This is a genomic window from Microcoleus sp. N9_B4 (genome assembly GCF_036701635.1).
In the GTDB taxonomy this organism is placed as follows: Bacteria; Cyanobacteriota; Cyanobacteriia; order Cyanobacteriales; family Microcoleaceae; genus Microcoleus.
This window is the reverse complement of the sequence record NZ_JAUBRC010000057.1, coordinates 13,770-39,747: the sequence shown is the minus strand read 5'-3', so window position 1 is coordinate 39,747 and position 25,978 is coordinate 13,770. Positions and strand designations below refer to the sequence as shown.

The following is a 25,978-nucleotide window of genomic DNA, read 5'->3' as shown; positions in this document are numbered from 1 at the left end:
TCAACGGAAAAACTTTGGGGTTCCCACTTTTTACAACTGATAAAAAAATTCCACCCACATCTGCGGAATGTGGGTTACTCGATCATCTGTACTTCACTCCACAGAAAACCACAATAAAGTTATGCGTATTCTTACGGATAAGCGAAACACTCGCGGTAAACAATAATTAACCCTCGGTTGCGCTCAGAGAGTCTTGCTTTACCCCGGACGCCAGCAAAACAGTCTGAACAACCAGTGTTATGTTAGTAGTGCATAAATTCCCATCAAGATTAAACCTCACACTTGAGGATACCATGCGCCAGTTGATTTCTCGAATTCGGGCTGCCATCAGCCAATTAATTTACAAGCGAATTCTCCTTGCGGTGACAATTTTATTTTGTGTAGGTGTAGGAGTCGCGATGGCACATATGTCTCGTCTTTCCTCCACCCTAATTGAATCGCAAGCCCTCCAAAATGCCACCCTCTATGCCCAAGCAGTTAAAGAAGCCCGCACCCTTTACAGTTCCGATGTTGTCAATCCTCTCAACGCCACTAAAGCGATTAACTTTACCCACGACTACAACCCGACAAAAGTAACAGTTCCCGTACCGGCCACTTTCTTAATAGAACTGGGAAACCAAATTACCAACAAAAATCCCGAAGTATCACTTCGTCTCTACAGCGACTACCCGTTTCCCTGGCGGCGAAAAGAAGGCGGAGCCAGAGACGATTTTGAACGGCAAGCTATTACGTATTTGACGCAAAATCCGACACAAAAGTTTTTTAGACGTGAGGATTTTCGCGGCAAACCAGCCTTTCGATATGCCGAGGCGGATATTCTAACTCCTAGCTGTGTGGACTGTCACAATACTAACCCCTACAGTCCTAAAACTGATTGGAAAGTGGGAGATGTACGGGGGATATTAGAAATTACTCAACCTCTCGATACCATCACTCAAAATACTCGCAGCGAACTGAAATACCTGTTTTTACTGTTAGCAGGACTTTCAATTTTAGGGGTGACAGGATTAACTTTATCTATCAGCAGGTTGCGCCAAAATGCTAAACAATTAGAACAGCGCGTCAGGGAACGGACGGCACAATTGCAAGAAACTAATGTAGAATTGGTAAAAGAACAGGAAAAGTGCGATCGCCTGCTGCTCAATATTTTACCGGAATCCATTGCTGCTAAGCTAAAAGACGGTCAAAGCAGTATTGCTGATGGCTTCGCAGAAGTCACGATTTTGTTTGCAGATATCGTAGGATTTACCGTGCTTTCAGCACAAATATCTCCCGAAGAATTGCTCAAGTTCCTCAACGAAATTTTTTCAGCCTTCGATGGTTTGACGGAAAAGTATGGGTTGGAAAAAATCAAAACAATTGGAGATGCTTACATGGTAGTGGGAGGTTTGCCAAATCCCAGCACCAACCACGCCGAAAGCATTGCGGAAATGGCCTTAGATATGCAGGAGGAATTAGCAAAATTTAATGCCAAACATCATGCAGGAATTAACATTCGCATCGGCATCAATACCGGGCCTGCAATTGCGGGGGTTATTGGCACTAAAAAATTCATTTACGACCTCTGGGGCGATGCCGTCAATACAGCAGCCCGCATGGAATCCCACGGGATTGCCGGCGCGATTCAAGTCTCACAATCAACTTACGATATCTTACAAAATAAGTATCGGTTTGAAGACAGAGGAATTATCCACATCAAAGGCAAAGGCGATATGAATACTTATCTGCTTGCAGGCAGGTTAGTCAGCGCAGTTTCGGTTTAATTTGTTTATTATATTATTAAGGGGTCTGCTAGTTAGTCCGAAGTCATCAGCCATTCGTTGTTAGTCGTCAGCCAAGAACTAACAGTTAAGGGGTGCTGGCTGTTGACTACTGAAAATTACAGGAATTACACAGGGGATGTGAGAAACCCGGTTTCTGCGCGGTTGCTTCGTTGACACACCCAAAATTGATTACCAGAAACCCGGTTTTTTTTCTATTCCCTAAACTCGCCATTTGCCAAATAGTAAATTTTATGCCCTTGCCGATTTTATCATTCTGGAAATTTTTCCAATCTCGCTTGTCTAGGCAAATAGCTTTGTGGGTATTTGCTAGCATTCTTGTCATAGAGGGAATTATTTTAGTTCCCTCTTATTTTCGGCGAGAAAATGAACTTTTAAGCCAACTGGAACAGGTATCTCGGGCGACTGTTGATTCCCTAGAGTTTTTGCTGCAACAAGATATTTCCGATCGCACTTTCTTGCAAGAAGAAGTAAAAAATATTACTAAGGATTCTCAAGTAGTGTTAGGAGTATCTATTTACCAAGCTAACGGTGAGCTAATATATACACTTGGCGAACCCCCAGAAATCAGTTTAAAGCAACTAAAAAAAGCTCGTATAGTTCACAATCACAATTTCGATGGTAAGCGCTACGATATTGCTTGGACGGAGCGACATTTGGGAGGCGATTACATCTTAATTGTTCGCCACGATGCTTCCACCGTTCAACCGGAACTCTACGCATTTATCGGGCGGATTGCGGTTCTAGTCATCATTATATCAGCCTTTGTCACTTCTGTGACTATGTTTTTTTTAGGGGTGACAGTAATTTCACCTATCTTGAGATTGCGCGATGACTTGATCGCTGCTGGAGACGCTTTGAGCAAAGATCGAGAACAACCTGATTTCTACTCTCTGTCTGTCAAGCGCGATGACGAGTTGGGAGAACTCATGGTCGCATTCAATCAAATGTTTCACCGAGTATACAAGGAAATTGCACAGCGGAAACAAGCTGAGGAAGTATTGCGCGCCGAACAAGAAAAGTCGGAACGTTTATTACTAAATATATTACCGGTCATGATTGCCGATCGCCTAAAACAAGGTCAGATAAATATTGCGGACGGATTTTCTGAGGTTACGGTTTTGTTTGCTGACATTGTGGGATTTACCGAAATATCTTCGCGCACATCTCCTGAAGAATTAGTAGAATTACTTAACAAAATATTTTCAGCTTTCGATCGCTTAAGCGAACAATATGGCTTAGAAAAAATTAAGACTATCGGCGACAATTATATGGTAGCAGGCGGTTTGCCACTTCCCTGTACAAATCACGCCGAATCTATTGCCGAAATGGCCCTGGAAATGCAGCAAGAAATTATGAAATTCCGCGACGAATGCGGTAAACCTATCAATATCCGCATTGGCATTAATACTGGGCCTGTTGTAGCAGGTGTCATCGGCACTAAAAAGTTTATTTACGATTTGTGGGGAGATGCTGTGAATACAGCAAGCCGCATGGAATCTCAGGGGCTTCCGGGTAAAATTCAAGTTAGTAACTCAACTTATGAGTTGCTGTGCGATAAGTATTTGTTGGAAAAGCGCGGTAAAATTAATGTTAAAGGCAAAGGATCTATGACGACTTATTTCCTGAAAGGCAGAAAATTGTAACTGACAATTTTAACTATCGCCCGGGAATACCTAATATGGCGGCAGATGTTGCAGGGCAGCCGCCCTCAATACCAAACTAGATTTTTTTTAACGAACCGCGAAGACGCGAAGGACACGAAGGAAGAGAAGAAGAAGGAAGACAAAATAAAAAGTTTACAAGGGAGTTATTATTGCTATATTAAAATGTAGGTTAATATTAGTGACATGGGCAAAAATGACTGCGAATCAGGAACATAATTCTTCAATTTCACCGATTTGGCAGCCCTTCACGCAAATGAAAACGGCTGCCCCGCCGCTGAAGGTAATTCGCGGCAAAGGATCGGTGCTGGAATTAGCAGACGGGCGGCAAATTCTTGACTGCATTTCTAGTTGGTGGGTGACGATTCACGGACACAGCCATCCGGTTCTGGCTGAGGCTCTTTACAAACAAGCTCAAACTTTAGAACACGTAATTTTTGCGGGATTTACTCACGAACCCGCCCAGAAACTTGCTGATAAATTAATCGGTCACACGCCTGATTCTTTGACGCGAATCTTTTTTTCGGATAATGGTTCGACTGCTGTTGAAGTTGCTCTGAAAATGGCTTTTCAATATTGGCTAAATGTCGGAGAAACTAACCGCACTAGCTTTATTAGTTTTGAGGGAGGTTATCACGGTGATACTGTGGGCGCGATGTCTGCTGGCAGAAGTTCGCTGTGGTGGGAACCTTTTGCGCCTTTAATGTTTCCTGGGGATGTTGTGCCTTTTCCTGCGACTTTTGACGGCGATGCGGAGGTGGAAAGCAAGGAGGCGGAGAGTTTGGATAAATTGGAGTTTTTGTTGCAGCAGGGCGGCTGTGCGGGCATTTTTATTGAGCCTTTGGTGCAAGGTGCTGGGGGAATGCGAATGTGCCGCCCTGAGTTTTTGCGGGCGATCGCACAAATGGCCCGTCAGTATAATGTATTGTTGATTTACGATGAAGTAATGACTGGTTTTGGCCGCACGGGCGAACTGTTTGCCTCGGTTAAATCTGGAACTGCACCGGATATCATGTGTTTGTCTAAGGGATTGTCTGGTGGCTGCTTGCCACTTTCTGTCACAATGGCTTCGGAGGATATTTATCAAGCTTTCTGGCGAGATGAATCGGACAAAGCTTTTTATCACGGTCATTCTTACACCGGAAATCCGTTAGCTTGTGCGGTGGGTGTAGCATCTTTGGAGCTTTTGGAGCAAAACCCAAATGTTTATCAAGGGATGGAAAAACTGCACCACAAATATCTGAATCAATGGCTGAGAAATCATCCTAAACTAGAACGGATTCGGACTTGTGGCACCATCGCAGCAATGGATGTGAAAACCGAAAGCGTTTCCGGTTATTTTAATGACATTGCTCCTGTATTGAAAGCCAGATTTCTCGAAGCGGGGTTTTTGCTCCGCCCCTTGGGAAATACGCTTTACTTGATGCCTCCCTACTGCATTTCTCCTGATGAACTAGAATCGATTTATCGGGTGATTCGTCAGGTTTTGGATACTCTGTAAACCCTTTAATTTTAGTAATGAATTTACCCAATTGGAACGATTTGGCTGACGACGCGCTGGCGGGCAAATGTCTCTCTCGCGAGCAATCTTTAGCCGTATTGCGCGCACCGGATGAGGTTTTGCTGGAACAACTAAATGCAGCTTATCGGGTGCGCCGCCACTACTGGGGAAACCGAGTCAGGCTGCACTATTTGTTAAATGCTCAAAGTGGCCTTTGTCCTGAAGATTGCCATTATTGTTCTCAGTCAAAAATTTCGACTGCGGAAATTGAGAAATATCCGCTTTTAGCTAAGGAGAAAATTCTGGATGCCGCCCAACGCGCAGCAGATTTAAAAGCTGGTACGTTTTGTTTGGTGATTTCTGGCCGCCAACCTAGCGCATCTACTTTCGATCGCGTTTTGGATGCTGTTGAGACTGTGAAGGCAAATTATAACCTGAAAATCTGCGCTTGTTTGGGATTGTTGAGCGAGGAGCAAACTCACCGTTTGGCAAAGGCTGGAGTCGATCGCGTAAATCACAATCTCAATACTTCCGAATCATATCACACCGACATTTGCACGACTCACACTTTTGGCGATCGGGTGGAAACCGTCGAACACGTAAAAGCAGCGGGAATCACAACTTGTTCCGGCGGAATTTTGGGGATGGGCGAATCGGATGATGATGCGATCGATTTAGCGCTTTCGCTTCGCAAGTTGGGCGTTACTAGCGTGCCGGTCAACTTTTTCATTCCGATTCCCGGTACGCCATTTGCAGATGTGAACAGGTTAACTCCCCGCCAATGTTTGCGAATTCTCTGTTTGTTCCGATTTTTGCTTCCCAGTCAAGAAATTCGGATTGCTGGGGGACGGGAAGTGCATTTGCGTTCCTTACAACCCCTGGGACTCTACGCAGCTAATTCTATTTTTGTGGGCGATTATCTGACTACTCCCGGACAAAGCGCCAATCAAGATTGGGATATGATTCGAGATGCAGGATTTGCGATCGAATCCCCCGAAGGTTCTCTCTTAGAAGTTGATTCAGCAGTTACCAAATCCGAACAAAAAACCCTGGTTGTTTAACAATTATAGTAGTTTTCAATCGGATGAAATAGAGTAGGACACGGCCGTGCCGTGTCCCTACCCAATATCTCTACTTCACGCTTACGCATGGGCGGATAGAAACCGGGTTTCTGAGGTAGCAAATGCGTCAGCAGCAAGTTCTTAGATTGTAGCCATAAACCCTTATTCTACGGTTGACATTCTTCAATCTAAAATCTAAAATCTAAAATCTAAAATCATACAAGAGGGGGAAATTGTGGACAAACGCGAAGAAATTACGATCGCAGAATACCAGCTAACTGCCGAATCTTTCCGAGAAGGAACTTGGCATCACGACGTATCCCAAAATCGATCCGCATTGACGGCTGCCATGCCCCGCAATCCCGGTAAAATTCTCGATATAGGATGCGGGCCGGGACGAGATTTAGTAGCCTTCAAGAGCCAAGGACACACAGTTGTAGGCTTAGATGCAACTCCAGCTTTTGTAGAAATAGCAAAGAAGTTATCGGGATGCGAAGTTTGGCAACAATCTTTTCTGAATCTCGACTTGCCAAAAGCCGAATTTGACGGTATTTTTGCCAATGCTTCCCTGATTCACGTTCCCAGCGACGAGATGGTGAAAGTGCTGCAAGATTTGCACAAAGCCTTAGTTGTTAACGGTGCAATTGTCATGTCAATGTGTCGGGGAAATTGGGAAGGATACGACGAGAGACCAACGGGAAAACGCTATACTGCCGGATGGGAATATCATACTTTAGCGCCTTGTTTAGAACAAACAGGATTTGCAATTGTCAATCACTACTATCGCCCACCCGGCTTACCCCGCGAAGCTCAATCTTGGGTAGTAATGGTGGGCAAAAAAATCTAACGTAAATTGGAAATAGGCAATCGGTAAGTGCCAATCATTCCCCTCTGCGCCCTCTGCGCCCTCTGCGGTTAAATAAAAAAACTCATTCACCAATTGACAGAGGATTGTTGTATAATCTATATTCAAAAAAACCAATTTGTGAACGCCTTAAATCAAAATTGATATGACAGAGAAATTCCACATTTTTTTAGCTGGTGCTAGTCGAGGAGTCGGCTTAGAAATCGCGAAATGTCTGCTAGCACAAAATATGCAAGTAACTGCACTTTTGCGATCGCCCGCAACCAGCACCGAATTAGAAGCAATGGGCATCAAAGTCGTGACTGGCGATGCTTTGGATGCAGCAGCTATGGAAGCGGCGATGGCTGGCGGTGAGCCAATTCATGCCGTAATCAGCACAATTGGCGGCTTGCCCAAAGATAGGGAAAGAGCCGATTATTTGGGCAACAAAAACTTGATTGATGCGGCTGTCAAAGCAGGCGTGCAAAAATTTATTTTAGTTTCATCGATCGGTAGCGGTAACAGTGCCGCTGCTTTGCCGCCCCAAGCTTTAGAAACTTTGCGCCCGGTGTTAATTGAAAAGGAAAAAGCCGAAAATCATTTGATAGCCAGCGGGATGATTTATACAGTGATTCGTCCCGGCGGACTCAAATCGGAACCTGCAACAGGCAACGGTATTTTAACAGAAGATTGTCGAGTTTCTGGAACGATCCACCGGGCAGATGTAGCGCAGCTAGTTTGTCAGTGTTTAGTTTCTGAGGCTGCTAACAATAAAGTTTTGTCGGCGGTAGATAAACAGATGGTTTATGGCAATCCAGAATTTGAGGTATTAAACCTGGAGGGGCGGGTTTTACCAACAATCTCGGCCTAAGACGGATCATCTCGTAAACCCGCCCCCACTCCCAGGGCAAATTTCAAGAATCGAAAGGCTTAATCCACGATCGCCCGATCGCCCAATCCAAAACCAAACCCGCGATCGCAAACAATACTACACTCTCGACACCGCGAACCGCAAACGGCAATAACTCCTGTAGGGCGGGCATCTTGCCCGCCTCAAAAGAAAGTCCGGCATCAAAAAACAATCCCGCATCCCACTGTCCAAAAGCCCGCACCAACCCAAAAGCCAACACCACGCCCGATTTAAGCTGCGGGTTAACATCTCGGCGAATCGCATAGCGGTAAGTCACGCCGAACAAAAAACCGCCCAAAAGTGCGATCGTCCCTCTCAAGGCAAAATTTAGGTCAAATTCCCTTACCTGCAAACTCGCCAGAGAATCCAACCTATCCGCTAGAATTAAGCTATTACCAAGGGCGATCGCCCCAAAAGCCAGCAAACAAGAAAAAGCAGCAACACTCCCTGCCTTCAAAGATTCTACCCGTTCAGCCGCACTAAAATTTGACGAATCCTTCACAGCGCCCTCATTTCAAAAATGGCTCAAATTGACTTATCATAAGGGTTGAAGTCACTTTGTACAGTTTGTTCAATAAATAGCTATGGATATTTTGTCACTCGGTTGGGTTTCGGTGCTAGTTCTGTTCTCCTTCTCAATTTCAATGGTCATTTGGGGACGCAACGGTTTCTAGATTCCAGAATAGCTTGCGGGGCAGGCTTTTTAACTGCCCCGCATTTTTTATAATCCTATTTAACCCAATCAAAATAACAGGAGTTGTCAACATGACAGGTAAAAAAATATTAATGTTAGTCGGCGACTTTGTAGAAGACTACGAAGTAATGGTTCCCTTCCAAGCACTGCAAATGGTAGGTCACACCGTCCACGCCGTCTGCCCGGAAAAAGCTGCAGGCCAAACAATTCGCACCGCAATTCACGACTTTGAAGGCGATCAAACTTACAGCGAAAAACCCGGTCACAACTTCACTTTAAATGCCACTTTTGACGAAATCAACCCGGCCGACTACGATGCTTTGATGATCCCCGGAGGACGCGCCCCAGAATACATCCGCCTCAACGAACAAGTCCTGCAAATTACCCGCTACTTTGCCAACAGCAAAAAGCCGATCGCATCTATTTGTCACGGCTTGCAAGTTCTAACTGCAGCAGGCGTACTCGAAGGCAAACGCTGCACCGCATACCCCGCTTGCAGCCCCGACGTACTCCGGGCCGGCGGCAAATATACAGAAGTTCCCGTTACCGAAGCCGTAGTCGATGGCAACTTAATTACAGCCCCCGCGTGGCCAGCACATCCTAACTGGCTGGCTGAATTTCTGAAAGTTTTGGGAACGAAGATCGAACATTCAGAGAAAGTCGAAGTATGACTATTTTCACAGTCAAAGTTAAACCGAATTCCAAACAGCAAAGCATCGCAGAACAACCCGACGGCAGCCTCACAGTACATCTCAAGTCCCCGCCCGTTGATGGTAAAGCAAATCAAGAATTAATCATGCTGTTGGCTAAAAAGTTTAAAGTGCCGAAATCTGCGATCGGCATTCAATCCGGTTTTTCCTCCCGAAACAAATTTGTGGAAATTCCAATCGAACCTGTAACTGAGAAATAAAGGTAATAACAAATCTATCTAAAGAGAGATACAGACTCAACTTTAAAATCATATATTAGTAGTTGTAGAGTTAGAATATAAAATTATGAGCATTGAAAATAGAGTCGAAGCAACAGCGAAGAATATTGAAGGCAAAATCCAAGAAGCTGTTAGCGAAGTTACAGGCAATCAGAAAGATAAATTAGAAGGTCAAGCCAAGCAGGACCAAGCATCAGCAATACACCTGAAAGAAGACCTCAAAGATAAAGCAAAAGAGATTGTAGACCGAGCTTAGTAACAGTATTCGCTATAAGTTTCCTGCCTACTAAATCCCGCAAACATATCGTTTGCGGGATTTTTTTTATAATCAGCCTAAATCATTTGTACCAATATGTATGAGCGGGTTTTACCAACCATAATTGCCCAAAACTAACCATCTCATAAACCCGCCCCACCCAGCCCAAAATTCCGAATTAATTGAATTTAACGGTTGAGCGACGATGCTTAATCGGGGTTCTTTGTTGGGCGGGAACGGGTTTATCAACATTATTGGTGCGTGGCAAAATTCATCGGCGAACCGCCCCTATAGATTCTAGTAATTCATAATGCAAAAGCATTAATTTTGTGGCTGGAATTGTTTCCATTGCATAAGTTGTGCCATCTTGATGAGAAAATTCTACTTCAAAAGCACTGCCATCAAATTCCATCACAACTGTTCCTACTTGTCCTTTATATAATTTAATGATTTGTTTTGTTTCAAAATGGGTTGCTTCTAAATCTTCAGTTAAAGCAACAATATCTAGGTCTTTAATTGTTTTCATTGTTTTTACCTCACTTTTTGACTGGTATCGTCTTTGAGTTGGGGGGCGGGTTTATCGAGATTATTGATGGGTGGCAAAATTCATAGGTGAACCCGCCCCTACAGATTCTACTTTTCGGCTCAATTCCCCATGCTATAAAGGCTCAATTCCCCATTAATTAAATTTAACGGTTGGGCGACTATGGTCGATCGGGGTTATTCGTTGGGTGGGGGCGGGTTTATCAAGATTATTGGTGGGTGGCAAAATTTATCGGTGAACCCGCCCCTACAGATTCTACTTTTGGGCCCAATTCCCCAGGCCCCATGCCAATAAAAAAGCTAGGGATTGATATCCCCAGCTCGAAATAAAGCAGATCAAATTTTTAGAATTGGTGGGGCGGCTGTTTCAAAACCTCCCGCATCCTTTTCCAGTCTCAATTAAATCAGCACAATATCAGAAGCACTGATGCGCGGGTTATTGTTCAAGATTGCCAGCGTCACGCCCGCGTTTCCGCCAGCACCGTCTGGGTCGTATCCTAGACGGCCAGTATTAATTTCGTAGAAGATTAACGAGCTTGACGCAGACCCCAGAGGATTCCCCGTGTTGTTGTAAGCCGAGTTAATCTGCAAGAATTGCTCAAAAGCAGGTTGATTACTATTCGGTGCTGCATTCAAGCCGTTGAAGCCGTTGAACTGCAAGACAAACTTGTCTTGGCTGACCGTAAAATCGCCGATTTGGTCTACGTTAGTACCCACGGCGCCCTCGCCGAAGTTGTTGTAGTAGAAGCTGTCATTACCCGATCCGCCAATCAGGGTGTCAGCACCAGGCCCGCCGCCGAGAGAGTCGTTACCGTCACCCCCGATCAAATAGTCGTTACCAAAGCCGCCCAGCATGGTGTCGTTTCCGGCGCCGGAATTTAAGGTATCGTCTCCGGCTCCTCCGAGGGAGTCGGTAGCATTGAATGAGTCGCCGAACAGGATGTCATCCCCGTTACCAGTAGTGATCACATCAGTGCCGTTGCCACCAATAATGAAGTTGCTGCCTAAGTTATCAGTAATCACGTTTGGCGCTGTAAGACCGGCAAAGCTGACGCCGCTAGCGTAGGAGATGAAGTCGTTACCCGCAACGTTGCCAATCAGGCGATCGCGCGCGGTACCAAAGATAATGGTGTCACTTCCCTCGCCACCGTTCATGAGGTTGGTGACAGTGAAGCTGCTGCCGATGCCAGTAGTAGGATTGGTGTAGCCAATTAAGGAATCGTTGCCCAGCCCGCCCTCTAGAGTAATCAAAGCAGTACCAGTACCAGCAAAAATGGCCTTGGTAGCATTGATAGTATCGTTGCCATCTCCACCGGCTGCGTTAGTAAAGGTACCGCTCAGGCTGTCGTTGCCTTCGCCGCCGATCATTGTATCAGTCGCAAAAGCTGCAACGATCGTGTCGTTGCCCGTCCCGCCGTCGAGCAAGCTCCGACCGCCTGAACTCAACACTCCGGGTATCGTAGCCGTAGACGATGTAATGAAGTCATTGCCGGCACCTCCAAGAGCGGTATCCTGAGAGGCATAAACAGTTATGGTGTCGTTGTCGTCACCGCCGTCTAAGAAGTTTTTGCCGCTGTTAGCATCGCCGCCGTAACCCCCAGATAGAATATCGTTCCCCGCACCGCCAAGCAAGGTGGTTCTCTCAACGCCGACAGCGATGTTGACCGAGGAGCCAAAAAATGAGACGGTTTGGGTACTGTTGGTAATGAATAAGATGTCGTCGTCTAGATCGCCGGACAGGTAGCTGCTGCTGGCCACACCTATTAGGGTGTCCTTGTCTTTACCGCCAAAGAGACTGTCTCTTACATTGATACCTACAACCAAGTCGTCGCCCAAATCACCCCGCAAGTAGTTGCTGCCTTCATTGCCAGCGAAGCCAATAGCCAAGCCACCAGGTAAAGAGAGGTTGTTGCCACCGCCTGCGATGAAGAAGCCGATCGCGTCATTGCCCTTACCGCCGTAGAGGGAGTCTCTTCTCTGCGCCCCTCCCAGCATCGTATCTTCGCCCTCATTACCAAACATGAGGTTAGCTTCGACAGTACCTTGGAGGAAGTCTTCTCCCAAACCGCCGTACAGGCTAGCGCGGGCTTCAGCGACTATGGTGTCATTGCCTGCGTCGCCAAACAGCAAAGCCGGAGTCCGCTGAGATCTGATTGAATCTTCGTCCTCGCCGCCGTATATGGTATCGTTCGGGCCAACTGAAATCAGAGTATCGTTATCGGCTTGGCCAAATATTAAGCTGCCGCCCAGGGTGGAAGTTCTAACGAAATCCGCCCCTGCTCCGGCGAATACTGTATCCGGGCCTAGCCCCGGAAGGTTTAAATCTAGTTGATTAGGGTTGTCATCTAACGTTGTCATAAAGCTTCACTCCTCTACTTGTTGGTCATCGCTGGTGCGACTACAGACACTGCCTAGAACACCGAATGTTTGGATTCCGCTGTAGTTTAACCTGTTTGCCAGCCGCAAGTCTAGCCTACTGGCGTTAACCCTGTCTAGACTTTCTCCCTCGCGGATTTTTTGCTTGTAAGCTTTTATTTTCAAAGTCTTCACCCTTTAATAATCCTGGTGCACTGTTTCAGGTGCTCACGCTCTACAAGACGCGGCTCATATTCTTAATGTTCCATTCTGGGTTGGCGGTCGGGGATCGCGTCCGGGGGAGGAAATTAAAGATTAAAAAAGGCAGATCTGGGTGATCGGGAAGACAAGGAAAATTGGGAGATTTGTTACTTGGTAACAAGGCTTTGTGGCAATTTCCGGTTTTCCAGGCAGGGCCGTCATTTAATAATTCTGGCCGGGATTGAACTGGGTACCGCTCCGGGCTTTAAAAGTCTACGCCCCGCTTTAGTTCTACGCCCCGATCGCCGTAGTGTTTGTGACAGTATACCTCGGAGTGTACGCTTGCCAAGTCAAAGTAAGCGTGGGGTTTGTGGCAGCGCCCGGTGATAATAATTTCTGTATCCCGCGGCTTGCGTAGCAGGGCTTCGACGATCGGCTCTACCGGCAGCAGTTCTAAGTCTACTGTGGGATTGAGTTCGTCGAGAATAATCGTTTTGTACCAGCCGCTGGCGATCGCACATTTGGCGATTTCCCAGCCGCGTTCTGCTTCGATGCAGTCTAGCTCTTGCTGTTGCCCCCGCCAAACTATAGCATCTCGGCCGCACCGCTGGTGATCTACTAGCTGTGGGTAGCTTTGCCGCAAAGCTGCGATCGCCGCATCTTCTGTATAACCGCTGCCACCTTTGAGCCATTGCACGATTAACACCCGGTGAGATTGGTCTTGACTGATACCCCTACCTATTGCCTGCAAAGCTTTGCCCAAAGCGCTCGTAGACTTGCCTTTCCCCGCTCCAGTGTATATTTCGATACCGGAAATATGATGATCTGCCGCTGCGGGGTGATAGTGGGGCTTCATTTCTGAGTGTAAGTCGGCAATCTCCAGCAAAGCTTCCGGGGCCGCTCGGCCTGTGGCGATGACTTCTAAATATTCTGGTTTGTTTTTGAGGGTTTGGACTACTTCGTCAACTGGCAGCAAACCCAAGTCCAATACGGGGTTTAGTTCGTCTAGTACCACGACGGAATAGAGCTCGCTGGCGATCGCTCCTTTGGCGATATCCCAGCCGCGCTGAGCTTCTGCACGATCGAAGCGGGTGATTGCTTCGGCCCCAAAATATTCGGCTCTGCCGGTTCGCACTTGGTCGATCAAGTGCGGAAATGCCCGTTGCAAGGCTTCTATTGCCCCGTCTTCGTCGTAGGAGCGGCCGGGGCCTTTGAGAAAGCGCAGCAACAAGACTCGCGTGGGCGAGTCAGAATTGATACCCAGCCCGATCGAGCGCAACACTACTCCCAAAGCTGCCTGAGACTTGCCTTTACCAGCGCCGTCGTAGACGTGAATCTGACCCGCGGCGCGTTCCGAGCGGGATGAGGCTGTCCGAATACCAATGCCATTCCTTACCATAATCAGCAGTTATTTGAGTCTGTAGCGGGGTGGGTATTCGATCGCGCGCCTTGAATGTTTAATTTTTCCATTCTGTTGGCGGATCTCAACAGATTATACGATAAGTTCTAACCCCCAATCTTTTAAGCAACGATCTAACGCAATCAGGGGTTCAAACCTCCGGTTAAGATTATTCCGTTTGTGCTGTACAATTAAAATTTAACACGGACTGATATACCTAAAGGCTTATGATTGCGAGTGTTTTCCCATTTCGGACTGTTTTGGTACAAATTTTAATTATGTTTTTGGCGATCGCGATTGAATCGTGGTTTTTGCAAAAACTACTTAAACTCGGCCCCAAAACCAGCATTGAATATACAGCCATCCTCAATCTATCTTGCACTTGCGTAGGCTGGTTAGTTTTCTTCGGCATTGAAAGCGTTCTTAGCAAAGAATTGCGGGAACAGCTTATCGGTTATATTTTATTAGGACGTGGGGATAATGTTTACGCTCCAATAACTATGATAGCACTCTCAGTATTAGCAGTAACATTTGTAGCTAAATGGCAGGGATTAGAATTCATAGACAACATGGTTTCCGGCAATAAAAAAGCTTCCAAACCTCAGTTTTTAGGGCCTCCAACCCTCACCCGCCGTCCTCCCCAAAAAACTTTTCAAGTAACTACCCAGTTTGGGGGAATTTTAATCGCCCACACTGTTAGCAATCTCGTTATTTTAACCGTGTTGTTTTTGCAAAGCGTCTATTGAAATTTATGATGAAGCAATTTTTTGATGCCACTCAGCAACTCACTAAGCTGACGAACAACCTTTGGGAAACCAATAAAAAAATCCAAAAGGCGATGATTCCGCCTAAAGTTGTTCACTGGAAGACTCCTTTACTACTCAGCATCTTTTTAGCTTTGCTGACAGTGGCGGCAGTCACTGACTGGCGGACGAGAACTCTGCTTTTTGATATGAGTTGGTTATTTTTTACACTTTCAATGGGTTTGCTGACCAGCCAGCAACCTTTTGTGATTAAAGGAGTAAGTCTGAGTCCGTGGGTGACAAGCATCTTAATTGGCTTGTGGTTACTGATAAGATTGCCGTCGGATAGGAAGGAAATAGCATGGATAGCTGGCCCACTGATAGCAGTAGCAGTTCTTGCTACAATAGAGATTTGGAAGAGCGAGTCAAAACGGGAAGGTATCAGGTCGTTGGTGCGCCCTCAGTTTTTGATGATTACTCTAGTTCACATGCTGTTTTCCTGTTGGTTTGCTTTTCACTTTTTAATTCAAGGTTGGATACAACAGTATCCGAGCGTTTTATCTCAGGATTTAAGGCAAAGCGATTATGTGGTGACATTTCAACGGCCAACTATTAATCGCTCCCGAGGAGTTGTTATCCTCAATGAAATGGAGCGATACCTGCGAAATGAAGCCCGCACAAAACCGTGGGCGCAAGTAGAGCAAATGTTAATAGATATTGACAACGAGCGATTTTTTCTGCGGAATCAAGCGTTAAAAACAACTGGGGTAGTCGCAGAAGATGCGAGGTGGGATGTCAAAACTGCGATCGTCCAAGGAGAGTCCCGCTATCAGTTAGAGATGCAGGCAACTTGGCTGGGATTGGTTTTTAGACCGGAAATATATTCGTTTACGAAATCTTGCGAGGTGTTCGAGATAGCCAATAGGGCGACTGTAACCTGCGATGCCATCAAACGCTCTCAACCCGGACAGAAAAAAGATGGAACGGCGGGGGACAGTCAAGTTTGATTCTGTCTCTGTTAACTAATTGCGATCGGTATAGCGGGAGAGTGGGAGAGTCTGAAAGTGGGAGAGTCTGAGAGTCTGAGATGGAAAAAATCCTCTTTCTTCCCTCTTCCTTCTTCCTTCTTCCTTCTTCCTTCTTCCTTCTTCCTTCTTCCTGACACTAAAGTATGGCGAAAGTTTCCAGTGGGTTAATAACTAGATGAATTTGAGAAGAATCTTGACAGTCGCGACCAATGTATTTTGGGAAGTAATTCGCGATCGCATCCTTTACTTAATTATTATTTTTGCTCTGTTGATGGGCGCCTCGGTACGGTTGATACCGGAATTGGCGGCGACAACCGAGAAGAAAATTATTTTAGATGTCGGTTTGGCTGCTATGAGCATTCTCGGTTTAATTGCCACAGTCTTTGTGGCTACCGGACTGGTCAACAAAGAAATTGAAAAACGTACTGTTTACCTGTTAGTTGCTAAGCCGATAAGTCGGGCTGAGTTAATTGTGGGCAAGCACTTAGGACTGTCGGCGGTGCTGGCGGTGCTTGTAACAGCAATGACTGTTATCTATCTGGCTATTCTGAGTTTGAGCCGGATTCCTTTCCCTTTGGAAAGCATTTTAATCGCTTCGCTGTTTATCTGGTTTGAGCTGTGTCTGATGGCTGGTGTCGGGATTTTATTTGGGGTTTTTAGCAGTTCGCTGCTGGCAACTTTACTGACATTTGGCGTTTATTTGATGGGACATTCGACGCGGGATTTAGTGGCTTTGGGCAAGTTAACTAAAAATCCTGGCCTTGAACAATTGATGATGGGACTTTATCTGGTTTTGCCGGATTTAGCCAGATTCAATTTGAGAAATGATGCTGTTTACGGACAAGTTCCTTACTTAGCGGGTTTGATTACAGATGCTGGCTACGGTTTGCTGTATGTGGTGCTGCTGCTGTCAATTGCGATCGCCATATTTTCCCGCCGGGAATTTTAAAAGGCGCATTCCGCACCTTCAGGGTAATTGTTTGTAGGGAAGACTAAAGTCCTCACTACAAACAAATTTTATTATCGAATTAGCACGCTAAGATATAGAGAAGGTTATCGATCGCCAATTTCGACTAAAACTAAAATTTTTATTGGTAAAATGAGGTGACTTATGACTACTATAATTCACAAACCGATATCGCAGCTCAAGATTACTTGGCCGCTGCTACCCGATGATTTCATCCTACCAGACGACCCTGTAGACGATATAGACCATCCCTTGCTAGCTAACGGTTTGCGCCAGTCTATAGTGGATTCCCCGGAACTAATGCAAGACGCACTAATAGTTTCTAATTTTGCTTTGTGTGCTGCTGTGGACGATCGCACTATTTGCAAAGCCCCAGACTGGATGTACGTCCAGCCGGTTCAACCTTGGCCCCACAACTATCCCCGCCGCAGTTACACGCCTCATACCGAAGGAACAGTGCCTTTTGTAGTGATGAAATTTCTCTCAGCTACTTACGGCGATGAATACTCTGTTGAACACACAGAAGAAATCGGTAAGTGTTTTTTTTACGAACAAGTAATCAAAGTTCCTCGCTATGTCATTTTTCGACCGCATACAGGCAGCATAGAAGTTTATGCGCTAGAATCAGACCGTTATGACAATCAAAATCCTGATGAAAACAGCCGTTATTTAATACCTGGATTAAATCTATTTTTGGGCGTTTGGCAGGGCACTCGCGAAGGTAGAACGGGATATTGGCTGCGCTGGTGGACGGCGGGCGGAGAACTGCTGTTGTGGCCGGAAGAAAGGGCAGAAAATGAACGCCAGCGGGCCGATCGCCAACAGCAAGACAAAGAGTTAGCCGAAACGCTGCTGGAACAGGAAAGACAGCGAAATCAAGAGCTTTTGGGTCGATTGGCAGCCCTCGGTATCGATCCAGAATAGCAGTAATAAAAGTTGAAATCATGTTAGTAGAAAAACTCGAAGAATTAAAAAATATTTTCGCACAAATGGAACGGGCTTTGATTGCCTACTCCGGCGGAATTGACAGCACTTTGGTGGCAAAAATCGCTTTTGATGTGTTGGGCGATCGCGCTTTGGCAGTGACGGCTGTTTCCCCGTCTTTACTGCCCGAAGATTTAGAAGATGCACGGATTCAAGCAGCAGAAATTGGGATTGCCCACCAGGAAGTAGAAACTCAGGAAATGGCAAATCCAAATTACACTTCTAACCCGGTTAACCGCTGCTATTTCTGCAAAAGCGAACTGCACGATACTTTGAAACCCCTAGCACTAGCAAAGGGTTATCCTTATGTGGTTGATGGGGTTAATGGTGACGATTTGAAGGATTACCGTCCCGGAATTCAGGCTGCAAAGGAACGCGGCGCGCGATCGCCTTTAGCAGAAGTAGGCATGACTAAATTGGAAGTGCGGCAGTTGGCAAAAGAATTGGGTTTGCCTTGGTGGGACAAACCGGCTCAACCTTGTCTTAGTTCGCGCTTTCCATACGGCGAAGAAATCACCGTGGGAAAGTTGCAAAGAGTGGGGCGCGCTGAACGGTATTTGCGACAGTTGGGACTGAAAAATTTGCGAGTGCGATCGGACGGAGATACGGCGCGCATTGAGTTACCCGCAGAGGAGATTCAGGAGTTTGTGCTAAATACGGATTTGCCTGCATTGGTGGCGGTGTTTCAGGAGTTTGGTTTTGTGTACGCGACTTTGGATTTGGAGGGGTTTCGCAGCGGCAAATTAAATCAGGTTTTGCAGTCGCAGTTGTTGCAGGCAAAAGGTTGATTAATTTTCCCGAATACAAAAATTTTCTCATGATAGATGTAGTTTGGGACATGGACAAAGGGGAACAATGTCCATCGAACCTTTACCTTTGATGTAGCAACTTATAGCTTTCAAGGCTCGAATTGTTAGGATTACAGGACTTACGCAAAAGTAACGTATTTCTGTCGCCCAACGAACTCAGTGAAGCAATCTCAAAGTGGCATTGCTTAATCAGGGTATGAAAAAAATAACTTTAAAATCCAAAAGCTTTGTGGATACTCGTTTCTATGACGGTCATATTTAGCGTTTCATACCGTAAATCAGCAACGCCTAGGAAGTTTGCCGTAGATTTTGGATGTGCGATGTAATAGCAAATCCGGGTTTAATACCCTCTTTATTTCTTAGTCCACGTGGACTTCGTTTGACTCTATGCAGCGGTTTCAACCGCCGATTCATAAAGAGGGTGGCTAACTTTCAACGCCCGAGTCTGATCAAGGAGTAGTTGGCTGAATTTGCTGTGGCTGCATTTGCTGCTGCTGATTATCGAGCAGAAGTTGCTGCTCCTGGATTTGAATTTGCCGATTCTCAAGATCTATTTGCCGCTGTCTGTCTTCAAGCTGCAGTCTTCTGTCTTCAAGTTGCAGTCTTCTGTCTTCTGCTTGTTCCAATCTATCTTGACGTTGTTGCTCTCTTTCTAGCAACCGGTCTTCACGTTGCTCTTGTCTGTCTTGACGTTGTTCGCGAAGCTGTCTGATCTGATTTCGCCGCTCGAAATCCCCTCCCAAAAATAAGTTTTCAAAAGCGTTGATAGTTGCTTGAAACCCAGTAAAAACGCCGCTAACAGCGCTGATCCCAGTTGCCACTCCGGCGATCGGCTGCACGAAACTGTTGATATTGTCTGCTACCCTAGCATAGCCCGATCGCGCTACCAGAATCACATCGTCGTTGCGGAGAGTGGGGTTATTATTAGGATTCAACCCTTGAGCAAAATCCACCTCGATCGTGCGGCGAGAAACAGTACCGTTGGGGTTCAATCGCAATAGTTCTACCTTGTCTTTTTTAGCCCGCAATTGATTGAAACTGCCTGCCGTCAGTAAAGCTTGGTGCAGGGATGTACTAGGCCGCACCTGCAAAGCCCCAGGTCTAATTACTTCTCCTACAATATTGATGCTAATCGCGTTTGGAGAAAAACTGCTATTTGCGACTTGAGAAACTTCAGCTAAGTCTACAGTAGCTGCTGTCGGGATAATTACGCTATCTCCTTCTTGCAGCAAAATATCTTGAGTTGCGTCGCCTTTTTGCAGCAAATCCCACAGATTTACCATGATAGTTTGTTCATTGCTACCTCTGACTCGGCGGCGGATTTGCACGCGGCGAATGTCAGCTTCTGTAGTGATACCACCAGCAATTTTCAGTGCTCTAGTTATTGTTGGTAAGCCCACAACTGCTCCTTGCTGTTGGTCGATAGATACAAAACTCAACTCGGTTTGTTGGTTGCTCGATCGCACATCCGAAGCAAATACAGTATAAGGCCCCGGCCGGTTTACTTCCCCGACAATTACTACCCCAATTGGTTTAGTAATATCAGCGGAAAAATTAGCACTGGCTCTTTGACGAACTTCTTGAGTATTGAGGGCACTTGCTGTCGGTACAAAAATTGTATCTCCATCTCGAATGGTGACATCTTGACGCAAATTTCCCGTGTCTAAAAAATCCTGCAAATCAACATTAGTAACTTGCTCCGGCCCGCCTCTACGGGGACGGCGAATTTGAACATTTCGCATATCTCCTGCTGATGTCACCCCTTGTGCAAGTTGCAGCATTTCCATCAAAGTTGGGAATTTTACTCCTCCTCCTTCTCTAGTGGGATTAATCTTGTAGGAACCCGGACGAGTAATTTCACCCGCAAGACCTATATTTAGGGGGCGAGCGACCATCAGAGTCACGGTAACAACGGGAACATTGATGAAGGGTTCGTATCGCCTGGTAATTACGTTAGCGGCTTGTTCCAGCGTCAACCCTTGAATTGAGACGCTACGAATGATTGGCAAATTGAGCGTCCCGTCAACTAACACTTGATATTCCTTGCTGAATTCAGGGACGCCGAATATCTCTAAAGCAATGCGATCGCCCGACCCTAAAGTATAAGCTGCTTCTTGTGTCAGCGAACCAGAATTGCCGATCGGCGGCAAACTCGAACCCGGAGGTGGCGGCGGTACTCTCGGTTGGTTTGGGTTCCTAGCAGGCGCAGGATTTCTGACGGCAGGCAACTGAGCTCTACTGGGCAGAGAACTCAATAGCACCAGGAGTGCTGACAAACTCAGACTTGTAGCGGTTTGAACGGTATGTTTCATCTTTCTTCCCTGGTTGCCGCCTGGCAATGAACAAGAGCAATTTAGCTAGTTGATTTTAGTTTATTTTCCCTGCTGTCCAGTGTAGCCTCGCTTCGCTGCAAAATCCACAGGTGGAAGCATAAAAATTGTGCGATCGCACTTAACTATTTTGCCCCTTTTTTGTAAAGAAAGTGTAAAGCCCGCCAACTGTTCTCATGATTAGGCTCTCGTTTGAGCAAAATTCTTCATACATAACTCGCGATACAAATCAACCCGCCACAGAAAGGAGATAGGAAAAAACCACCCTAATTTGAGGTAAAATGTTAAATAATTCTCTCTGCAGGACAAAGACAAGTGTCACTAAAATTGGATAAAGTAATTCCCTGGGGGCGCTGCTTGGATGAATACATAGGAATGTTTAGCTTGACCTCAAGTGACCTCAAGCTAGCAATTCTTGATTGTGCAGGCGGCCCGGCGAGTTTCAATGCCGAAATGACTCGCCAAGGTAAAAAGGTAATTTCTTGCGATCCAGTTTATCAGTTTACTGCGGTGGAAATTGGCGATCGCATCCAAGAAACATATCAAACTGTGATTGACGGTGTTAAAGCCAATTTAGACGGCTACCTGTGGAACAATTTTGAATCGCCGTACCAGCTAGGCGAAGTGCGAATGAAGGCGATGCAGGAATTTTTAGAAGATTTTCCATCAGGCTTGCAGCAAGGCCGCTACCTGAATGCTGAGCTGCCAGTTTTGCCTTTCGAGAACGGTCAATTCGATTTAGCTTTGTGCAGCCATTTCTTATTTGCTTATTCTCACCTGCTTTCGGAAGATTTTCATCGGTCAGCAATTACAGAAATGTGTCGGGTTGCGAGGGAAGTCCGAGTATTCCCTCTATTGCAGAGTTTTAGCGGCGAGGAATCCGATCACTTAAATCCGATTCTCACAGAATTGAAAAAGAGAAGTTTTAGTGTAGAAATTCAAGAGGCTCCCTACGAGTTTCAAAAAGGCGGGAATAAGATGCTGCGAGTTAGGGGGCGAATGTAATTCGCGGCTGCGGAGGGCATGGCAATTTGCGATCGCTTATTTCAAAAAAATTAGATAAGCTAAGCATAAGGTCATGCCTCATCTTGGGGTTCGCCAATCGCACGCTGGACTGCATGGCGAATGTGGATAATCCTCACCGTTGGTATGGGTTGATCGTCAAAAATAGTGAAGAGTATGCGATACGTGGTTTTACCACTTCCATACAGAAGCTGGCGAATCTCTTGGCTGAAAAACGCGTTTTCACGGGCTAAAACACAACGACGCGGCATTTCTTTCAGTGAGGAAATCGCTTTAATCAAACCCTGATACCATGCTTGAGCGCGATCGGGAGTCGTGAATTGGGAAAAATTCAGAAACGCTGCATCAGCTTCAGATTGAGCTGTACTGGAAAAGTCAATGCGATAAATCATGCTTCCAAAGAAAGTCCGTATTTCTGGTTTTGTCTATCGACAAACTCTTCCAGAGTAGAAAACTGACCCCGATCGAAGTCATCAAGTCCGCGTTGAATCCCTTCTAATGCCTCGAAGAAATCGCTTTCATCAAAGCTAAGTCCGAACGCGATAACAGCTAGGGTAACGCTGGTTATATCTTGTCCTGTACTTTCCGCCCGTTGGCGCAGCAGTGCTTCGATTTGGGGGGGTAAGGTGAGTGTAAGAGTCATAAAAGTTATGATGAATGGTTAACTTTATTTTGGCATAGGTAGCCAAAACGATCGCTTCCTAAACTATCTGCCCATTGCTTAACCCGATCGCCCGAAATACCTGTCTTGTTTGTCTGGTAATCTTGCAAGGCTGCGAGACTGTTTGCGATCGTTTGTTCTTCGCTGAGAGTTTGAAACTCATTTGCTGTGTCAATTTCTCCCCACTGATATCCCTCCGTTTCCTCGGCAATTTCTGCGATTGTTCAAAGTCGCTGAGATTACCGTTGGACTGATTCAGCCATGAAAGCACGATCGCCTTAACCGAATCGCTGGGCATGGCTTGAATTTGGGCGTGGAGTTGCTTTATAGATTGAGCCATTGGACAATAGAGAGTGACTGATTTAATTTTAGCGCAGTGTCAAATAGTTGTGGACACGATAACGCACAGTTTCAGCATATTTTTGATAATTTTTAAATCCATGTTAGAGTGGATGCTTGAAAAAACTGCCGCACGGATAGAGGGACGAGCTTATTTCTCCGACACTACGTTTTCTTTAGTAATTCTAATCAAAAACCGCAGAGCTTCATTTACTGCTTCAGAATCGGGAAACATCTCTGCCACATCCGGTTCTAAACGAATATTTACACCACCAAAGGTCTTTCGTCCAGATCCTACCCTTCTTACACGCAACTTACTCAAATCATATTCCGACCGCAGCTCATCGTCCATCCCTGTTTCATCCTTCTTCATAAACTTCTCGCTCCACTCGTGTTACTTTTCGGGCGCTAATCAAACGAATAAAATCTGCTCTTTCTGTATACGACACTATCAATAAATTACCTTGCTGGGACTCTCCAACAATAATATAGCGATCTTCTTCATCAGAGTGATCTGGATCGTAGAAATCGACGTAGAGGCGATCGTCAAAAACCGTTCTGGCTTCCTCAAATGAGATCCCATGCTTGGACAAATTTACCGCAGCCTTGTTTTCATCCCACTCGAATTTCATAAAGATCCCAAATCAGCATCTTTGATATAATATTACATCAAGAAGCCAAACTCAAACCAACTCATGCAACAAACAGTCTGGATCGCACGACACGGAAACCGCATCGACTTCGTTAACCCGGACTGGTTTCTCACCGCAGAACACCGCTACGATCCCCACCTTTCCGAAGACGGTCACATTCAAGCTAAACAACTCGCAAATCGCCTCAAAGGTGAAGGAATTTCTCATATTTTTGCTTCCCCTTTTCTGCGAACTGTCCAAACAGCAAATCACGCGGCTGAAGCTCTAGATTTGTCAATTAAACTAGAGTGGGGACTGTGCGAATGGCTAAATCCTGAATGGATGACAGAAATGCCGGAAACTGAGTCCGTCGAAGCTTTGTGCAAGCGTTTTCCCCGGATTGATGCTTCCTACAAAGGCGCTATTGCTAATTATCCCGAAACCGTGGAAGCTTGTTTTAAAAGGGCGGGGGAAACTGCTAAACGCCTCGCGGCTGAGTTTCCCGAAGATATGTTATTAGTAGGTCACGGTGCGTCGGTTTTAGGCACTGCGATCGGGCTGGCGGGCGGTGCGGAAACGGAAATTAATGCTTCTCTGTGCTGTTTGGTAAAAGTGGTGCGGGGTGAGGGAGAATGGTCGATCGCACTTAATGGCGATACTTCTCACCTGACTGACTCTGAAGCCGTTATCCGGTTTAATTAAAGTTGAGATTCGTGCGAAAAATCGCATTTTATGCTATGTGTGTAAGGTGCGCGACCGGGCGCACCCTACGTTAATCTGATCTGTGAGAATCTGGGTGTTATTGTTTAATCTCGATCGCACATTTTAAATCGAAAATCTCAAATCGGTATGGCTGGACACAGTAAGTGGGCGAATATTAAACGCCAAAAAGCTAGAGTTGATGCCGTTAAAGGCAAGGTTTTTGCTAGAATATCTCGCGAAATTATTGTCGCGGCCCGCAGCGGAGTTCCCGATCCCGCTGGCAATTTTCAACTGCGGACGGCTATTGAAAAAGCCAAGGCGGCGGATATTCCTAATGAAAACATAGAAAGGGCGATCGCCAAAGGTGCGGGCTTGGCCGGGGGAAGTTCGGAATTAGAAGCTATTCGCTACGAAGGTTACGGCGTTGGCGGGGTTGCTATTCTGATTGAAGCGCTGACAGACAATCGCAACCGCACAGCGGCTGACTTGCGAGAAGCTTTTACTAAAAATGGCGGCAACCTGGGCGAAACTGGTTGTGTGGGCTGGATGTTTGACAACAAAGGAGTTTGTACTGTACGCGGCCCGATTGATGAGGAACAATTGTTTGAAGCGTCGCTAGAGGCGGCTGCCGAATCTTATGATTTGATATTAATTGATGAGGATACTGAAGGTGCAGAGGTATTTACAAGCGTGGCTAATTTGGAACACTTGGCTGATGTTTTGAAACAAAAAAGTTTTGCTGTTTTGCAGTCGGAAACTCGCTGGATTCCGAGCAATACAGTGGAAATAGACACTCCTGAAAAAGCTCGATCGCTCTTGAAGTTAATGGATGCACTGGAAGATTTGGACGACGTGCAAAGTGTGACGGCTAATTTTGAAATGACAGATGAATTGATGTCTTTGAGTATGGTTTAATGCTCTAAATCACCAGATTTTGGCCATCCGCAAGACAAATCCCGGTAACTCTGGATCTGCGCTGACTGTTTCAGGATTATCTAAGATTTCAGGTTCGCGATCGGGACGGTAGATGTAGACTTTTCTGTTTTTGCGATCGAGCAAAAAGCCGAGCGATACACCGTTCTCAATATATTCTTGCATCTTGTTTTGCAATCCCTTGAGAGTGTCACTAGCAGACCGCAATTCAATCACAAAGTCTGGACAAATCGGTGCGAATGAGGCTTTTTGTTCTTCAGTTAAGGCATTCCAGCGCTCTAGTTTAATCCATGAGGCATCGGGAGATCGGGTTGCTCCATTCGGCAAGGTAAAGCCTGCACTGGAGTCAAACGTTTCACCTGTGCCATCTTCTTCTGCCCAGTTTGCAAGTTGCTGAAAAATCTTACCGTTTCGATTCCCTGTATCTGAAAAAGCTGGTGACATGATAATGACTTCCCCACTGGCAGTACGCTCAATTCTCAAATCGCGATTAACTATGCAGAATTCATAGAACTGTTCAACAGTCATCGATTGGATCGCAGGGAAATTGACCGTCAGTGGGACGCTTTCGGTTTGAATTAGCAGCGTCGTCATGGTTTTTCCTCAGTTGGTGCAGGGGTGATAGAATACCTTGAGCTTATCATATCTTAGCTTGGCGATCGCAAGTCTTAGTTGATCGGGGATTCGGAG

30 protein-coding genes are annotated in these 25,978 nt (G+C 45.9%); 18 read left to right on the top strand and 12 right to left on the bottom strand.

The genetic code is table 11. The annotated features are described in order from the left end of the window. The first annotated feature begins 293 nt into the window (after positions 1-293). The 6 genes from QUA43_RS26765 (at position 294) to QUA43_RS26740 (ending at position 7,722) form a co-directional block, all read left to right on the top strand. The gene (locus QUA43_RS26765; protein ID WP_333378101.1) at positions 294-1,763 is read left to right on the top strand and encodes an adenylate/guanylate cyclase domain-containing protein; all 1,470 of its coding nucleotides are present in this window, start codon (positions 294-296) and stop codon (positions 1,761-1,763) included. A 251-nt stretch (positions 1,764-2,014) separates the two neighbouring features. Next, positions 2,015-3,427, top strand: coding sequence for an adenylate/guanylate cyclase domain-containing protein (locus QUA43_RS26760; RefSeq protein WP_333378099.1), 1,413 nt, complete (start codon positions 2,015-2,017; stop codon positions 3,425-3,427). Between the two features lie 214 nt (positions 3,428-3,641). Continuing rightward, a complete protein-coding gene (bioA, locus tag QUA43_RS26755) occupies positions 3,642-4,946 on the top strand; it encodes an adenosylmethionine--8-amino-7-oxononanoate transaminase (RefSeq protein WP_333378096.1) in 1,305 nt (434 codons plus the stop codon). Between the two features lie 17 nt (positions 4,947-4,963). Then, positions 4,964-6,007, top strand: a complete 1,044-nt coding sequence (bioB, locus tag QUA43_RS26750; RefSeq protein ID WP_333378093.1) for a biotin synthase BioB — start codon at positions 4,964-4,966, stop codon at positions 6,005-6,007. A gap of 235 nt (positions 6,008-6,242) precedes the next feature. Then, positions 6,243-6,854, top strand: coding sequence for a methyltransferase domain-containing protein (locus QUA43_RS26745; protein ID WP_333378090.1), 612 nt, complete (start codon positions 6,243-6,245; stop codon positions 6,852-6,854). Between the two features lie 163 nt (positions 6,855-7,017). Next, on the top strand, positions 7,018-7,722 hold the full coding sequence (locus tag QUA43_RS26740; RefSeq protein ID WP_333378088.1) for an SDR family oxidoreductase: 705 nt from the start codon (positions 7,018-7,020) through the stop codon (positions 7,720-7,722). Between the two features lie 43 nt (positions 7,723-7,765). On the opposite strand, the gene QUA43_RS26735 is transcribed toward QUA43_RS26740, so the two are convergent. Next, on the bottom strand, positions 7,766-8,263 hold the full coding sequence (locus tag QUA43_RS26735) for a hypothetical protein (protein ID WP_333378085.1): 498 nt from the start codon (positions 8,261-8,263) through the stop codon (positions 7,766-7,768). 82 nt (positions 8,264-8,345) lie between these two features. On the opposite strand from QUA43_RS26735, the gene petN reads away from it, so the two are divergent. From petN to QUA43_RS26715, 4 genes are all read left to right on the top strand, one after another. Further along, on the top strand, positions 8,346-8,435 hold the full coding sequence (gene petN, locus QUA43_RS26730) for a cytochrome b6-f complex subunit PetN (RefSeq protein ID WP_071883976.1): 90 nt from the start codon (positions 8,346-8,348) through the stop codon (positions 8,433-8,435). A gap of 91 nt (positions 8,436-8,526) precedes the next feature. Next, positions 8,527-9,126 carry a DJ-1/PfpI family protein gene (locus QUA43_RS26725; protein WP_333378083.1) on the top strand — a complete coding sequence of 200 codons (600 nt, stop codon included), beginning with the start codon at positions 8,527-8,529 and terminating at the stop codon, positions 9,124-9,126. Beyond that, a complete protein-coding gene (locus QUA43_RS26720) occupies positions 9,123-9,365 on the top strand; it encodes a DUF167 domain-containing protein (protein ID WP_333378081.1) in 243 nt (80 codons plus the stop codon). Before QUA43_RS26725 ends, QUA43_RS26720 begins: the two co-directional genes overlap by 4 nt. Positions 9,366-9,450: 85 nt before the next feature. Further along, a complete protein-coding gene (locus QUA43_RS26715; protein ID WP_333048102.1) occupies positions 9,451-9,639 on the top strand; it encodes a CsbD family protein in 189 nt (62 codons plus the stop codon). A 271-nt stretch (positions 9,640-9,910) separates the two neighbouring features. Here the strand turns inward: QUA43_RS26715 and QUA43_RS26710 are convergent, their stop codons facing one another. The 3 genes from QUA43_RS26710 to QUA43_RS26700 form a co-directional block, all read right to left on the bottom strand. After that, positions 9,911-10,165: a DUF4926 domain-containing protein gene (locus QUA43_RS26710; RefSeq protein ID WP_333331756.1), complete on the bottom strand. Its 255-nt coding sequence runs from the start codon at positions 10,163-10,165 to the stop codon at positions 9,911-9,913. A 416-nt stretch (positions 10,166-10,581) separates the two neighbouring features. Then, a complete protein-coding gene (locus tag QUA43_RS26705) occupies positions 10,582-12,540 on the bottom strand; it encodes a calcium-binding protein (protein WP_333378079.1) in 1,959 nt (652 codons plus the stop codon). A gap of 463 nt (positions 12,541-13,003) precedes the next feature. Beyond that, a complete protein-coding gene (locus QUA43_RS26700; RefSeq protein ID WP_333162744.1) occupies positions 13,004-14,137 on the bottom strand; it encodes a cob(I)yrinic acid a,c-diamide adenosyltransferase in 1,134 nt (377 codons plus the stop codon). 227 nt (positions 14,138-14,364) lie between these two features. Here QUA43_RS26700 and fraC point away from each other — a divergent pair, with 227 nt between their 5' ends. Both fraC and QUA43_RS26690 read left to right on the top strand, forming a co-directional pair. Next, positions 14,365-14,883, top strand: a complete 519-nt coding sequence (gene fraC / locus QUA43_RS26695; protein ID WP_333378076.1) for a filament integrity protein FraC — start codon at positions 14,365-14,367, stop codon at positions 14,881-14,883. A 5-nt stretch (positions 14,884-14,888) separates the two neighbouring features. After that, positions 14,889-15,887 (top strand): DUF5357 family protein, encoded by a 999-nt coding sequence (locus tag QUA43_RS26690; RefSeq protein WP_333378073.1) that lies wholly within the window; start codon positions 14,889-14,891, stop codon positions 15,885-15,887. Positions 15,888-15,898: 11 nt separating this feature from the next. On the opposite strand, the gene QUA43_RS26685 is transcribed toward QUA43_RS26690, so the two are convergent. Further along, entirely contained in the window at positions 15,899-16,045 is a 147-nt protein-coding gene (locus tag QUA43_RS26685) for a hypothetical protein (protein ID WP_333378070.1), read from the bottom strand. Positions 16,046-16,083: 38 nt separating this feature from the next. On the opposite strand from QUA43_RS26685, the gene QUA43_RS26680 reads away from it, so the two are divergent. The 3 genes from QUA43_RS26680 to larE all read left to right on the top strand — a co-directional run bounded on the left by QUA43_RS26680 (position 16,084) and on the right by larE (position 18,647). Next, positions 16,084-16,857 carry an ABC transporter permease gene (locus tag QUA43_RS26680; RefSeq protein WP_333378067.1) on the top strand — a complete coding sequence of 258 codons (774 nt, stop codon included), beginning with the start codon at positions 16,084-16,086 and terminating at the stop codon, positions 16,855-16,857. 162 nt (positions 16,858-17,019) lie between these two features. Next, the gene (locus tag QUA43_RS26675; RefSeq protein ID WP_333378065.1) at positions 17,020-17,799 is read left to right on the top strand and encodes a Uma2 family endonuclease; all 780 of its coding nucleotides are present in this window, start codon (positions 17,020-17,022) and stop codon (positions 17,797-17,799) included. A 20-nt stretch (positions 17,800-17,819) separates the two neighbouring features. After that, the gene (gene larE, locus QUA43_RS26670; protein ID WP_333378062.1) at positions 17,820-18,647 is read left to right on the top strand and encodes an ATP-dependent sacrificial sulfur transferase LarE; all 828 of its coding nucleotides are present in this window, start codon (positions 17,820-17,822) and stop codon (positions 18,645-18,647) included. A gap of 470 nt (positions 18,648-19,117) precedes the next feature. Here larE and QUA43_RS26665 read toward each other — a convergent pair whose 3' ends face one another. Then, positions 19,118-20,980, bottom strand: coding sequence for a polysaccharide biosynthesis/export family protein (locus QUA43_RS26665; protein WP_333378059.1), 1,863 nt, complete (start codon positions 20,978-20,980; stop codon positions 19,118-19,120). A gap of 333 nt (positions 20,981-21,313) precedes the next feature. On the opposite strand from QUA43_RS26665, the gene QUA43_RS26660 reads away from it, so the two are divergent. Continuing rightward, a complete protein-coding gene (locus QUA43_RS26660; protein WP_333378057.1) occupies positions 21,314-22,003 on the top strand; it encodes a class I SAM-dependent methyltransferase in 690 nt (229 codons plus the stop codon). A gap of 71 nt (positions 22,004-22,074) precedes the next feature. Here QUA43_RS26660 and QUA43_RS26655 read toward each other — a convergent pair whose 3' ends face one another. From QUA43_RS26655 to QUA43_RS26635, 5 genes are all read right to left on the bottom strand, one after another. Then, complete coding sequence (locus QUA43_RS26655) at positions 22,075-22,413, bottom strand: type II toxin-antitoxin system RelE/ParE family toxin (protein ID WP_333378054.1); 339 nt, start codon at positions 22,411-22,413, stop codon at positions 22,075-22,077. Beyond that, positions 22,410-22,664 (bottom strand): hypothetical protein, encoded by a 255-nt coding sequence (locus QUA43_RS26650; RefSeq protein ID WP_242716968.1) that lies wholly within the window; start codon positions 22,662-22,664, stop codon positions 22,410-22,412. Before QUA43_RS26650 ends, QUA43_RS26655 begins: the two co-directional genes overlap by 4 nt. A 58-nt stretch (positions 22,665-22,722) precedes the next feature. Further along, a complete protein-coding gene (locus QUA43_RS26645; protein ID WP_333378051.1) occupies positions 22,723-23,022 on the bottom strand; it encodes a hypothetical protein in 300 nt (99 codons plus the stop codon). A gap of 150 nt (positions 23,023-23,172) precedes the next feature. Then, entirely contained in the window at positions 23,173-23,394 is a 222-nt protein-coding gene (locus QUA43_RS26640; RefSeq protein WP_333378049.1) for a hypothetical protein, read from the bottom strand. Beyond that, positions 23,381-23,653, bottom strand: a complete 273-nt coding sequence (locus tag QUA43_RS26635) for a BrnT family toxin (RefSeq protein ID WP_333378046.1) — start codon at positions 23,651-23,653, stop codon at positions 23,381-23,383. The genes QUA43_RS26640 and QUA43_RS26635 overlap by 14 nt, the downstream gene beginning before the upstream one ends. Positions 23,654-23,716: 63 nt before the next feature. On the opposite strand from QUA43_RS26635, the gene QUA43_RS26630 reads away from it, so the two are divergent. Beyond that, a complete protein-coding gene (locus tag QUA43_RS26630) occupies positions 23,717-24,355 on the top strand; it encodes a histidine phosphatase family protein (protein WP_333378044.1) in 639 nt (212 codons plus the stop codon). Positions 24,356-24,502: 147 nt separating this feature from the next. Beyond that, positions 24,503-25,270, top strand: a complete 768-nt coding sequence (locus tag QUA43_RS26625) for a YebC/PmpR family DNA-binding transcriptional regulator (protein WP_333378041.1) — start codon at positions 24,503-24,505, stop codon at positions 25,268-25,270. 9 nt (positions 25,271-25,279) lie between these two features. On the opposite strand, the gene QUA43_RS26620 is transcribed toward QUA43_RS26625, so the two are convergent. Continuing rightward, on the bottom strand, positions 25,280-25,882 hold the full coding sequence (locus QUA43_RS26620; protein ID WP_333378039.1) for a Uma2 family endonuclease: 603 nt from the start codon (positions 25,880-25,882) through the stop codon (positions 25,280-25,282). Positions 25,883-25,978 lie beyond the last annotated feature (96 nt).

Coding starts and splice junctions, on each gene's coding strand:
- QUA43_RS26765 (WP_333378101.1), top strand. CDS start 294: ATGCGCCAGTTGATTTCTCGAATTCGGGCTGCCATCAGCCAATTAATT.
- QUA43_RS26760 (WP_333378099.1), top strand. CDS start 2,015: ATGCCCTTGCCGATTTTATCATTCTGGAAATTTTTCCAATCTCGCTTG.
- bioA (WP_333378096.1), top strand. CDS start 3,642: ATGACTGCGAATCAGGAACATAATTCTTCAATTTCACCGATTTGGCAG.
- bioB (WP_333378093.1), top strand. CDS start 4,964: ATGAATTTACCCAATTGGAACGATTTGGCTGACGACGCGCTGGCGGGC.
- QUA43_RS26740 (WP_333378088.1), top strand. CDS start 7,018: ATGACAGAGAAATTCCACATTTTTTTAGCTGGTGCTAGTCGAGGAGTC.
- petN (WP_071883976.1), top strand. CDS start 8,346: ATGGATATTTTGTCACTCGGTTGGGTTTCGGTGCTAGTTCTGTTCTCC.
- QUA43_RS26725 (WP_333378083.1), top strand. CDS start 8,527: ATGACAGGTAAAAAAATATTAATGTTAGTCGGCGACTTTGTAGAAGAC.
- QUA43_RS26720 (WP_333378081.1), top strand. CDS start 9,123: ATGACTATTTTCACAGTCAAAGTTAAACCGAATTCCAAACAGCAAAGC.
- QUA43_RS26715 (WP_333048102.1), top strand. CDS start 9,451: ATGAGCATTGAAAATAGAGTCGAAGCAACAGCGAAGAATATTGAAGGC.
- QUA43_RS26710 (WP_333331756.1), bottom strand. CDS start 10,165: ATGAAAACAATTAAAGACCTAGATATTGTTGCTTTAACTGAAGATTTA.
- QUA43_RS26705 (WP_333378079.1), bottom strand. CDS start 12,540: ATGACAACGTTAGATGACAACCCTAATCAACTAGATTTAAACCTTCCG.
- QUA43_RS26700 (WP_333162744.1), bottom strand. CDS start 14,137: ATGGTAAGGAATGGCATTGGTATTCGGACAGCCTCATCCCGCTCGGAA.
- fraC (WP_333378076.1), top strand. CDS start 14,365: ATGATTGCGAGTGTTTTCCCATTTCGGACTGTTTTGGTACAAATTTTA.
- QUA43_RS26690 (WP_333378073.1), top strand. CDS start 14,889: ATGATGAAGCAATTTTTTGATGCCACTCAGCAACTCACTAAGCTGACG.
- QUA43_RS26680 (WP_333378067.1), top strand. CDS start 16,084: ATGAATTTGAGAAGAATCTTGACAGTCGCGACCAATGTATTTTGGGAA.
- QUA43_RS26675 (WP_333378065.1), top strand. CDS start 17,020: ATGACTACTATAATTCACAAACCGATATCGCAGCTCAAGATTACTTGG.
- larE (WP_333378062.1), top strand. CDS start 17,820: ATGTTAGTAGAAAAACTCGAAGAATTAAAAAATATTTTCGCACAAATG.
- QUA43_RS26665 (WP_333378059.1), bottom strand. CDS start 20,980: ATGAAACATACCGTTCAAACCGCTACAAGTCTGAGTTTGTCAGCACTC.
- QUA43_RS26655 (WP_333378054.1), bottom strand. CDS start 22,413: ATGATTTATCGCATTGACTTTTCCAGTACAGCTCAATCTGAAGCTGAT.
- QUA43_RS26650 (WP_242716968.1), bottom strand. CDS start 22,664: ATGACTCTTACACTCACCTTACCCCCCCAAATCGAAGCACTGCTGCGC.
- QUA43_RS26645 (WP_333378051.1), bottom strand. CDS start 23,022: ATGGCTCAATCTATAAAGCAACTCCACGCCCAAATTCAAGCCATGCCC.
- QUA43_RS26640 (WP_333378049.1), bottom strand. CDS start 23,394: ATGAAGAAGGATGAAACAGGGATGGACGATGAGCTGCGGTCGGAATAT.
- QUA43_RS26635 (WP_333378046.1), bottom strand. CDS start 23,653: ATGAAATTCGAGTGGGATGAAAACAAGGCTGCGGTAAATTTGTCCAAG.
- QUA43_RS26630 (WP_333378044.1), top strand. CDS start 23,717: ATGCAACAAACAGTCTGGATCGCACGACACGGAAACCGCATCGACTTC.
- QUA43_RS26625 (WP_333378041.1), top strand. CDS start 24,503: ATGGCTGGACACAGTAAGTGGGCGAATATTAAACGCCAAAAAGCTAGA.
- QUA43_RS26620 (WP_333378039.1), bottom strand. CDS start 25,882: ATGACGACGCTGCTAATTCAAACCGAAAGCGTCCCACTGACGGTCAAT.